This window comes from Acidovorax sp. (assembly GCF_046341535.1).
Lineage (GTDB): Bacteria > Pseudomonadota > Gammaproteobacteria > Burkholderiales > Burkholderiaceae_C > Acidovorax.
In genome coordinates, this window is the sequence record NZ_JBKDRI010000005.1 from 1 (window position 1) to 10381 (window position 10381).

A 10381-nucleotide genomic window follows, 5' to 3' on the forward strand; every position below is an offset into this window, starting at 1 on the left:
CGTGCCTGCTTCACCGCAGGAGGAAGCGATCGAGCGGGCCCTGCGCCCCAAGCTGCTGCAGGAGTACGTGGGCCAGTCGAAGGCGCGTGAGCAACTGGAGATCTTCATCGGCGCGGCCCGCAAGCGTGGCGAGGCGCTGGACCATGTTCTGCTGTTTGGCCCGCCCGGCCTGGGCAAGACCACGCTCAGCCACATCATTGCGGCCGAGCTGGGCGTGAACCTGCGTCAGACCAGCGGTCCGGTGCTGGAAAAGCCCAAGGACCTGGCGGCGCTGCTGACCAACCTGGACAAAAACGACGTTCTCTTCATCGACGAGATCCACCGCCTCTCGCCCGTGGTCGAGGAAATCCTCTACCCGGCGCTGGAGGACTACCAGATCGACATCATGATTGGCGAGGGCCCCGCGGCCCGCAGCATCAAGCTCGACCTGCAGCCCTTCACGCTGGTGGGCGCCACCACGCGCGCGGGCATGCTCACCAACCCGTTGCGCGACCGCTTTGGCATCGTGGCGCGGCTGGAGTTCTACACCGCCCAAGAGCTGGCGCGCATCGTCAAGCGCAGCGCGGGGCTGCTCAATGCCCCCATGGACGACGAAGGCGGCTTCGAAATCGCCCGCCGCTCCCGTGGCACGCCCCGCATTGCCAACCGGCTGCTGCGCCGCGTGCGCGACTACGCCGAGGTCAAGGGCGATGGCCGCATCACCAAAGTGATCGCTGACAAGGCGCTGGCCATGCTGGACGTGGACCCGCAGGGCTTTGATGTGATGGACCGCAAGCTGCTCGAGGCCGTGATCCACCGCTTTGACGGCGGCCCGGTGGGGTTGGACAACATCGCCGCCAGCATTGGCGAAGAATCCGGCACCATCGAAGACGTGATCGAGCCCTACCTGATCCAGCAGGGTTTTTTACAGCGCACCCCGCGCGGGCGCATCGCCACACTGGCAGCCTTCCGGCACCTGGGCGTGGCCCCACCGCAGGCGGCAGGCGGGCTGTTTTCTGAGTGATCCAAAAAACGGCGCTGGCAAGTGCATGGCGCTGTCACCCCAAAGGTGAGGCTGCAAAAACAACCCAAGGCCCGAGCCCGTGCGGTGCGCGGCAAGATGGCAAGCGGTCAACTGCCGTTTTTAGGATGATTTGATCCCACTGCGACTAGCGCTCGGCCAGCCGCTGGTGGCAGGGCAAAGAACCGCCCGACAGAGCGCATCCAGCGCCCTCTTCACTCCCCGCCGTGGTTCAACACGTGGGTGTGCATCAAGGTGGTCTTCATATCCACGCAAGCCTGCTCGCTGCGAATGCAATAGTGCAGCACCCGGATGCGCTGGCGCATAGCCTCCAGCAATTTGGACGGCTGCGGCGCAGCAGGGGCGGGCGGATCGGAGGGCGCGTCCATCGGCAGAATTTTAGGCGGTCTAAATTGCTGCTGTCATGCACCGACTGTTCGAATGATGCACTACGCGATTGACTTAGACCGGCTCAGATGGGTAGCATGTGGCGATCTAATTTTAGTTGGGCCTTTTTGAATGAGCAACGTGGCAGCTCCACTGGTTATTGATAGCGCTCGCGTGCTTGCGTACGCCGTCGTAAAGGACATTCCGTACCGGAAGTCGGGCCTGTTATTTGTCGATGGAGAACTGCTTGAGCATGTTCCGAGGTTGGCTATATGCGCCAACTTGGGCAAAGACCTAGGCATATTGCTGTTCCACTGCGATGAAGAGTGGAACGTCTTGGGAACGAACGGTGGCGTATCTGTTGAAGACGTAAAGGCCCGAGCTGAGAGGAACTATCCCGGCGTCGCTGCACGGTGGGTCCATATGGACACTACCGTTGAACAAGCGCTGGCGTACTACGACGCGCAGACCGGTGGAGAAAAATGCTCGTTCTGCGGAAAGCGCGCCTTCGAAGTTGAGGGCTGGATTGAAAGCCCCTCCGCGATAGTTTGTCGCGGTTGTGTCGAGGAGTTCCATGGAAAATTCAATGATGCACCATAGGCCCAACAGGGCATTCCAGCGGACTGCCTTCGGCAGCCGCTGAATTCGGCGTTAGACCTCACAATGACGATGTTTAGCGCACGCACCATTTCTCTCCTCACATTCATGCTTCTTGTAACGAGTGAGGCACCGAGTCAGATCACCCGCTCTACAGCATGCATCGAGACTGTTTGTCTCGGAGACGGCGTCGCGGAACTGAGAACAACACGCTGGATCGACCCAAAACACAAGCCACCGGAAGACTCGGACCCGGCGGGCAGACTCAAGGCGCTTGGTGTGTACCCGGGGAACGAGGCGCTGGAACTCATTCCAAGAATACCCGGCATCTGTAAGTACGAGCCATTTGGGCAGTGGTTCCATCTCGAAAACGCCGATCGATTTCTAGTCGCAAAGGCGACTTGGGTGCCGTCAGTGAATCGACAGAGCCAACGTTACGAGGTTCGAGAGATAAGCGTGAAGTACGCGACCACGAAGTCAACTCACACTGGCATGTTACGGAAGTTGTGTCTCGAACTTACAAGCAAGATACGACCTACATCGGAAGCTATCGCCTCTAAGTGCGTCAAAGAGGCGGAAGAGGGATTTAGGTATGTAAGCAAACAGGGAGATACGCTAGTCGACATTTCTGGCGACTCCCGAAACCATGGCCAAATTGATCTAAGGCTTATGCGCATTGACGAGTGGGAAGAGCAACCCCTTGACATCGACAATCTAGGGATGGAACTATCCAAGCTTCCCGCTTGCAAACGAAACTAGCTCGGCGAGGTCTCAAGAAACACCAGACAACTGATTGATTTTTATGGTGTTTTCAGACGGTGTTGTCGGAGGGGACGAGCTGCAAACCCATGGCTTTGGCCTTGTGCGCGAGGTTGTGCAGGACCCGCTGGCGGTAGCGCTCCTCGAAGTAATCCTGCCCCCGGTCGGTGTATTCCTGCCCGTGGCGGAGCATGGCGTAGATCAGGCGTGCCAGCTTGTGGGCAGCGGCCGTGACGGCTTTTGGCTTGTCCATGCGCGCACACATGCGCCGGTAGTACGCGCCCAGCGCCGACTGGCTCGAACGCAGGGCCGCTGCCGCCAGACGCAGCGCCTGGGCCGCACGGTTGGCGCAGCGTTTGGTCTTGCCACTCATGACCTTGCCCCCGGTGATCTTGGTGCCCGGACACAAACCCAGCCAGGAGGCGAAGTGCTTGTCGCTGGGGAACTTGCCCATGTCCGCGCCGACCTCGGAGACCACCACCAGCGCGGTGGTCACATCGATGCCGTCGATGCGGGTGAGGTCCACGCCGCACATCTGAAAGAGCTGGGTGCGCAGATCGAACTTCGGGGCATTGCGGGCGCGCCCGCGCTTCTTGCCTTGGGCCGGTTCGTCCTCGCGCACATGCAAGGCCTGCAACTGCGCCTGAACCTGCGCGTCGCACTCGGCCAGTTGGGTGCCACAGAAGTCAAATGCGTCCAGGGCCTGCTTCAGGGCAAAGAGGTGCTCGGCGCGCCAACTGCCTTGCAGGCTCTTGGCGATCTCGTCCTCGCTGGCGCGGATGCGCGCGTTCCTGAGTTTGGCCAGTACCTGCCCGTCACGCTCGCCGGCGACGATGGCGCGCAGGATCTTCTGCCCCGTCTCGCCGGCCACGTCGGAGATGACGTTGGCCAGCTGGATGTTCATTTGCGTCAGGGCCTTTTGCATGTGCTGCACGAAGCGACCTTGGCTGCGCAGCAGCATGGTGCGCTGGCGGCTGAGCGAGCGCAGCACGCAGACCTGCTCGGCAGGCCGGAAGGCACCGCGCAGCAGGCCAAAGCTCATGAGCTGCTGCAGCCACTGGCAGTCCAGCACATCGCTCTTGCGGCCCGAGACGTTCTTGACATGGCGGGCGTTGACCAGCATCACGGTGAAGCCGCGCGATTCGAGCAGTTCGTACAAGGGTATCCAGTAGACCCCGGTGGACTCCATGGCCACGGTGTCCACCCCGCAGGCGTCGAGCCAATCGGCCAGGCGGTGCAGGTCGGCGGTGAAGCTGGCGAACTCGCGCACGGGCTCGTTGTCGCGGTCTGGCGGTACGGCCACGAAGTGCGCGGCGCTGCCGATGTCGATACCGGCGGCGTTGGGGTGGGTCAGGGAGATGGCCGACTGTGTGGTGGGCCGCTTGCGTTGAGCCATGGCATCCTCCATCATGAGAAGTGGAACGTGGCACCGGCTCGGGTACGTCGTCTTGATCACTCTCTCAAACGGGATGCCTGTGCAAGGCGTCAAACGCCAAACGCAGGCTCACCAATGTCGATGACGCAGCCCATGACCACGCTAACCCGCGGGCAATTTGCACCATTGCTATGTCGGTCTTCGCCGGTGCTGCGTTCCACCTTGCCATATTCAGCAGGCCAACGCCACGTGTTTCTTCGGAACGGTTTGCGGCGCGGGCGGGCCGATTACTTCGCTAACCCTTCGCTCGAGCCGACTCCCACCGGCGTGGCACTTGGCCCGCTTCCCGGCTTTGTTCATCATCCGTCCAGCGGGCCAAGCGCCACACCGGCGCTCGCGGCTCAGCTCAAACGTTGGGCCTCTCAATTGCATCTTCCTTTGCAAGTTTCGCGGCTGCTTCCTTCACTCAACTACTAGGTCCCCGCATGTTTCAACACTCCTGCAACGTTGACGACATGGCCATCATCGGTCAGCGCCCCAATCCGTTACATGAATCTTGGAATGCATGGACCGTGGTCGTTTGCAAGAGATGCAAGAAGCTTTATGAATGGCAGCATCACTCGGGCGAACAAATGCACGGCGGCGATTTGGAAATCACTGCACTACCGACCCCAGATTATCTTCATCACAAGTACCAACTCTCTGAGGCCGATGCTGAGGCAATCCTTCGTGGTGAGAAGAAAGTCCGGCGCTATGACCGGTATAAGCAAGCCTTCATTGAAGACTCTGCGTAAACCACCAATCATGTCGCAGCGTGGCCCAACCCATCATTCCACCGGGCCGCTTTCAGCGGCCGGTGAATTCAGTCGTTAGGCCCCACAGCTAGACCCGCTCCAGCCCGACCGGAACCGCACTCAGCGCCGCCGAAGTTCATCTGAATCGGAACTCCCGGCTGATTGCGGCAGAATGGACAGCACCACGACAGGAGACACTTGAACGCCATGCTCCAGCTCAGACCAACGTGTGAGAACTGCAATGTCGCGCTTCCGCCCTACTCCACGCAAGCACGTATCTGCAGTTACGAGTGCACCTTTTGCAGCAACTGTGCCGAAGGTGTACTTTCAAACGTGTGCCCAAACTGCGGCGGTGGCTTTGTCCCCAGACCCATCCGCCCTGCGCGGAACTGGAAGGGAAACAACTACTTGGGTAGTGACCCAGCCACTACGAGTGTCAAGCATCGGCCCGTTGACCTGTCGCTCCACGAGCAACTCGTCAAGCAACTGGCTGGCCTTGCACCTGAAGCGCGCTGAGTGCCAAGGAACACGAGTGGGGCCTAACACCTCGCTGAACCGGACACGCAACGGCATGCCACGCCTGGGCCTCATTTCATTCTGGCCCAGGCGCGTCACGCCGCTGCGCGCCGGTTAGCTCGAACGTTATGCCCCAAAGGAACCAACCGATGCCGACCATATCCGCCCTGCTCGTCATCGACGTACAGCGTGGCCTGTGCGAGGGCGAGTACAGAGCCTTTGAAGTCGACCAGCTCATTGCGCGTGTCAACGCCTTGACGACAGAGGCGCGAGTCGTCAATGCACCGGTAGTGTTCATTCAACACGAAGCCAAGAGTGGCCCTCTTCAATACGGCTCAGAGGGCTGGCACCTGGCACTGGGAATCAAAGCGAGTCCAAGTGATATCTTGGTTCGCAAGACAACGCCCGACTCATTCCTGCGCACCAACCTTGAGCAAGTGTTGAAGCAACATGACGTGGGTCACTTGGTCATCTGTGGGCTGCAAACCGAGTACTGCGTAGACACCACTACTCGTCGCGCGCTGGCACTCGGCTACCCCGTTACGCTTGTCGCCGACGCTCACTCAACCCTCGGAAACGAGCACTTGTCAGCGGCGCAAATCATCCGGCATCACAACGACACACTGTCATCAATCAGCAGCTTCGGTCCCATGGCGCGACTCATGCCCGCTTCGGAGGTACGGTTTGGGGCATAACCCCTCGCTGAACCGGACACGCAACGGCGTGCCACGCCTGGGCCTCATTTCATTCTGGCCCAGGCGTGTCACGCCGCTGCGCGCCGGTTAGCTCGAACGTTAGGCACCAATGACAGATCTATCGGCGTCCGCGGAAAGCCACATCGAGCAAATTCGGGAGCTTCAAGAAATCCTGTCTAGCCGAGGTGCTGCTGTTCTAGAGCATCGCTACCTTCTACTACTGATGGGCAGCTTTTCGCTGGTTGTAGGCACGGCCCACCGGCGAGTCAAGTTCGACTGGGACGGGCGCGAGTTTGTCCTTAACATCCAGACATGCCACTGTCAGTCGCAATCCTCTGTGCAGGACTGGGTTCAAGCGGGCAACTCACGGATACCGCCGCCCGAGTCGGTTTGGACAGCCATTAATGAACGGTGCCGGCGTGGGCTTGGTGCCTCTCAAGAAACACCAGACAACTGATTGATTTTATGGTGTTTTCAAGCGAGGTTGTCAGAGGGGACGAGCTGCGTCCCCATGGTTTTGGCCTTCTGCGCGAGGTTGTGCAGGACCCGCTGGCGGTAGCGCTCCTCGAAGTAATCCTGCCCCCGGTCGGTGTATTCCTGCCCGTGGCGGAGCATGGCGTGGATCAGGCGTGCCAGCTTGTGGGCAGCGGCCGTGACGGCTTTTGGCTTGTCCATGCGCGCACACATGCGCCGGTAGTACGCCCCCAGCGCCGACTGGCGCGAACGCAGCGCCTGGGCCGCGCGGTTGGAACAGCGCTTGGTCTTCCCACTCATAACCTTGCCTCCCGTGATCTTGGTGCCCGGGCACAACCCCATCTACTGCCTGGTGCACAACATCGAGAAACTGGCCGGGTGCGGGCTGAGGAAATAGCGGGCAGGAGGGGGGGCTTGTTCGGTGCCAGAATGAGCGCTGCAGGCCCGATCAGAGGCCCGATTGAGCGAGCCGATCAACCGCAGACGACATCAGGAAGAGGCCAAGCCATGATCACCACCATCACCGCAACCCAGCGCCAGCCGGTGGCTGGAATTGGGGTTTTTGCACAGCCTCGTTAGCTGTCATGTCCGAGGGCTGTCTCGCACGCGTCTTTCAATCTAAGATCACGTCAGCACCTCCCGGAGCCCCCTCATGATCGACCTCTACAGCTCTCTTGCAAATCAAGCGCAGTCCCTCCCACCCGAAGACCGCGCCCGTTTGGCTGCACGACTACTTGCGAGCTTAGACCCCCATGACACTGAAGTGGAGGCAGCGTGGGAGACGGTGCTTCGCAAGCGCATCGCGGAGGTAGAGTCGGGGTCGGTGACGACCCTCTCAGCTGAAAGCGTGTTCGCTAAAGTGCGCTCCGGTTTACACCAGTGAAGGCCCTGCAGTTTCACCCGGAGGCAGCAGCAGAGTTGGAGTTCGAGGCCCGCTTCTACAACGAGCGTGTTCAGGGTCTCGGCGTGCGTTTCGTCAGTCAGGTCGAGCAAGCATTGCAATTGATGCGTGCCATGCCCGGCATCGGGACAACCTATTTGGCCGATACCCGGCGCGTATTCCCCAAAGATTTTCCTCACTCCATTGTTTACAGCGCGCACGCCGCCCAATGTTTGCGTTGATCAGGTCAGCGCGCCTCTGGCATCGACCCGGATGATGCGTTCCACCACGCCCTCGGCCAGGCCGCCGCGTACGCCGATCATGAAGTCGTACAGGTTCACGGTGGGGTCGCAATGGCCCGGAATGAGCCACAGCATCTGGCCCAGCGTGGGCAGCAGCGCCTGCGGGCCCTGGGCGTAGAGCAGGCCATGCTCGTCGCCGCCATTGGCGTAGCGCAGGGCGTAGTCGGGCGGCAGCAGGGCCACTGTGGGCAGGCCCGAATCGATGGCGTTGCTTTTGTGGCCAGCGTCGCACACGGCGTGGCCCTCGTGCGCCGAGATCACCTGCGTCTTGATGAAGGCCGCATGTTCAAACTGCGGCTGGGCGGGTTCGCGTTCGTTGCGTGCGTAGTCGGCATCCATGAACAGGAACGAGCCCGCCTGCACCTCGCCAAACACACCGCTGGCAGCCTCGTGCACCAGGGTGCCGGTGCCTGAGCCGGTGACCAGGGGCACGGGCAGGCCGGCGTCTTCGATCAGCATGCGCGTGAGCTGTGCGGCGGACACCACCTCGGCGATGGCTGCGCGGCGCCCCACGGTGCTGACCATGTGTTGCGCCCGTCCGTGGTAGGCCTGCAGTCCGGCAAACCGAAGGCGGCTGTGCTGGGTAACGGCCTGGGCCAGTGCCACGGCGGCCTCGCCCGGTGGCACGCCGCACCGGCCCTGGCCTACGTCGATCTCGACCAGCACGTCGATGCCGCTATCGCTGCCGTGCATGGCCATGGCCTCGGCCAGCCGGACAACGCCTTCGATGTGGTCCACTGCAATCGCCAGGCGCCCACCCTGGGCGGCCAGCCGGGCTGCCAGGCGTGCCGCACGGTGCAGCTTGGGCATGGCCACCACTTCGTTGGTGATGGTGATGTCGGTCACGCCGCCTGCGGCCAGTGCCTCGGCCTCAGACACCTTCTGCACACACACACCCTGCGCGCCAGCGCGCTGCATTTGCAGCGCCAGTTCGGCACTCTTGTGCATCTTGGCGTGGGGGCGCCAGAGCACACGGTGCTTGCGCGCAAAGTCAGCCATGCGCTGGATGTTGCGCTCCATGGCATCAAGGTCAATCACCAGCGCGGGCGTGTCGATCAGGTCCACACGCTGGCCGATGGTGGATGTAAGAGAGTCAGGCATGGGTTTCATCATGTGCTGCATGGTCTAGGTGCTGGGTATCGGCCCAACCGATCAGGGTCAGGCCGTCGGGGGTCCACAAAATACGATTGATGGCCGCATTGGCCAGTTGCCAGGTGCGCGGTGCCTGGATGTCCTGGCGCGTGGCCAGGCGGTACAGCACATCAAGAACACCGCCATGCGCGACCATCACGATCTGCGCGCCGACATGCCCGCGTGCCAGAGCGGTGACGGTGCGCTCGATGCGGTCGCGCAGCATCAGCAGCGACTCGCCGCCCTCTGGCGCGTAGTGCGGATCGCGCTGGCGCCAGCGCAAGGCGTCTTCAGGGAACTCGGTCTCGATCTCGGCAAACGTGCGGCCCTGGAAGTGGCCGAAGCTGCGCTCGCGCAGGCCTGTGTCTGCAACCAGCGGCGCGCCCGTGCTGTGGGCCACGGCCTGGGCTGTGGCGTGGGCGCGTTGCAGGTCGCTGGTGTAGACCGCGGCCACCGGCTCGCAGGCCAGTGCCTGGGCGACCTGCCGGGCCTGCCACCGGCCGGTGTCATTGAGCGCAATGTCCAGATGGCCCTGGATGCGGGTGTCCACGTTCCAGGCGGTTTCTCCGTGGCGGATGGCGACAATGCGGGTAGCGTCCATGCGGTCGAGTGTCGTGTCGGAAGTGGGCTGGCAAGGCCATGGTGTGCGGCCACCCTTGGGCGACCGCCCAGGCAGCCGCCACGCATTGTGCCCGTCCGGCTGGCACAGGGCACCACGCAAGCTTACCGCGTTGGCGGGGCTGCCGGTGCCGGCGAAGTGTTCGGAGCTGCGGGCGCTGCGCTGGTCGATGGCACCACCACGCCCGGCGTTGCGGGAGAAACCAGTGGCAGACGCACCTGCCGCGGGCCGGCCGGTGGCGCCGGAAACCCCTGCAGCGCTGCATCAAACAGCACGCCATACACCCCGGGGTCTTTCACCCACACATCTTCATGCACCGCCGAGGTTTCATACACCACCGTTTGGTCGCGTGCGCTGCGCAGCACCAGGCTCACCGCAAGCCGGTACAGCGGCGTGGGCGCGCCAATGCCCCACAGCCCGCCCACGCCCCAGCCACGCCCATGCAAGCCGCCGCCCCAGGCCCAGGGCGATGGGCCGAAGCCGCCCAGTGCGCCGTGGGGCCCGTAGGGATAGCCCCAGGGGTCTGCCCGGGGCACCGTGTCGGCCTGCACGCCAATCTGCGCCAGAAGTTGGGGCTGGGCATCATCGCGCCGCAGTCCGGCACGCGCGAGCGCCTGTTCGGCCAGCGCGGCAATCGGATCGAACGCCGGGCCCTGCTGCGACGGCAGGCGCTCGAGCCGGTAGGTGGCGGGGGTGGTGACTGCGCCGGGTGTGGCAAAACTCTGCACCCGCCCGTCCACGATGCGCGGGCCCGTGCTGCACCCTGCCAGCACCAGGGCGGCCAGGGCCGAGACGAGACAAGGGGTGAGGCGGCGAGGGTTCATGGCGGGGCGCTCCGGGGTGTGGCTTGCG

At 62.6% G+C, this 10381-nt stretch carries 13 protein-coding genes; 7 read left to right on the forward strand and 6 right to left on the reverse strand.

From position 1 onward, the window contains the following. Position 1 precedes the first annotated feature (1 nt). Entirely contained in the window at positions 2–1003 is a 1002-nt protein-coding gene (gene ruvB / locus ACK543_RS00175; protein WP_409940860.1) for a Holliday junction branch migration DNA helicase RuvB, read from the forward strand. Between the two features lie 212 nt (positions 1004–1215). Here ruvB and ACK543_RS00180 read toward each other — a convergent pair whose 3' ends face one another. Then, on the reverse strand, positions 1216–1389 hold the full coding sequence (locus tag ACK543_RS00180; RefSeq protein WP_409940861.1) for a hypothetical protein: 174 nt from the start codon (positions 1387–1389) through the stop codon (positions 1216–1218). Positions 1390–1528: 139 nt separating this feature from the next. Between ACK543_RS00180 and ACK543_RS00185 the strand changes: the two genes are divergently transcribed. Continuing rightward, entirely contained in the window at positions 1529–1987 is a 459-nt protein-coding gene (locus ACK543_RS00185) for a ClpX C4-type zinc finger protein (RefSeq protein WP_409940862.1), read from the forward strand. 808 nt (positions 1988–2795) lie between these two features. Here ACK543_RS00185 and ACK543_RS00190 read toward each other — a convergent pair. Continuing rightward, entirely contained in the window at positions 2796–4139 is a 1344-nt protein-coding gene (locus ACK543_RS00190) for an IS110 family transposase (RefSeq protein WP_409940863.1), read from the reverse strand. 464 nt (positions 4140–4603) lie between these two features. On the opposite strand from ACK543_RS00190, the gene ACK543_RS00195 reads away from it, so the two are divergent. From ACK543_RS00195 to ACK543_RS00205, 3 genes are all read left to right on the forward strand, one after another. Next, the gene (locus ACK543_RS00195) at positions 4604–4912 is read left to right on the forward strand and encodes a hypothetical protein (protein ID WP_409940864.1); all 309 of its coding nucleotides are present in this window, start codon (positions 4604–4606) and stop codon (positions 4910–4912) included. Between the two features lie 207 nt (positions 4913–5119). After that, on the forward strand, positions 5120–5428 hold the full coding sequence (locus ACK543_RS00200) for a DUF1272 domain-containing protein (RefSeq protein WP_409940870.1): 309 nt from the start codon (positions 5120–5122) through the stop codon (positions 5426–5428). A gap of 149 nt (positions 5429–5577) precedes the next feature. Further along, entirely contained in the window at positions 5578–6123 is a 546-nt protein-coding gene (locus tag ACK543_RS00205) for a cysteine hydrolase family protein (RefSeq protein WP_409940865.1), read from the forward strand. A 474-nt stretch (positions 6124–6597) separates the two neighbouring features. On the opposite strand, the gene ACK543_RS00210 is transcribed toward ACK543_RS00205, so the two are convergent. Beyond that, positions 6598–6897, reverse strand: a complete 300-nt coding sequence (locus tag ACK543_RS00210; RefSeq protein ID WP_409940866.1) for a hypothetical protein — start codon at positions 6895–6897, stop codon at positions 6598–6600. Positions 6898–7249: 352 nt separating this feature from the next. Here ACK543_RS00210 and ACK543_RS00215 point away from each other — a divergent pair, with 352 nt between their 5' ends. Together ACK543_RS00215 and ACK543_RS00220 are read left to right on the forward strand one after the other, a co-directional pair. Continuing rightward, positions 7250–7480 (forward strand): addiction module protein, encoded by a 231-nt coding sequence (locus ACK543_RS00215; RefSeq protein WP_409940867.1) that lies wholly within the window; start codon positions 7250–7252, stop codon positions 7478–7480. Beyond that, positions 7477–7719, forward strand: coding sequence for a hypothetical protein (locus ACK543_RS00220; RefSeq protein WP_409940868.1), 243 nt, complete (start codon positions 7477–7479; stop codon positions 7717–7719). The genes ACK543_RS00215 and ACK543_RS00220 overlap by 4 nt, the downstream gene beginning before the upstream one ends. Here the strand turns inward: ACK543_RS00220 and ACK543_RS00225 are convergent, their stop codons facing one another. The 3 genes from ACK543_RS00225 to ACK543_RS00235 all read right to left on the reverse strand — a co-directional run bounded on the left by ACK543_RS00225 (position 7720) and on the right by ACK543_RS00235 (position 10353). Beyond that, entirely contained in the window at positions 7720–8889 is a 1170-nt protein-coding gene (locus tag ACK543_RS00225; RefSeq protein WP_409940871.1) for a DSD1 family PLP-dependent enzyme, read from the reverse strand. It lies immediately after the preceding gene. After that, positions 8873–9511: a histidine phosphatase family protein gene (locus tag ACK543_RS00230; RefSeq protein WP_409940869.1), complete on the reverse strand. Its 639-nt coding sequence runs from the start codon at positions 9509–9511 to the stop codon at positions 8873–8875. The genes ACK543_RS00225 and ACK543_RS00230 overlap by 17 nt, the downstream gene beginning before the upstream one ends. A 122-nt stretch (positions 9512–9633) precedes the next feature. Then, a complete protein-coding gene (locus ACK543_RS00235; protein ID WP_409940872.1) occupies positions 9634–10353 on the reverse strand; it encodes a hypothetical protein in 720 nt (239 codons plus the stop codon). Positions 10354–10381 lie beyond the last annotated feature (28 nt).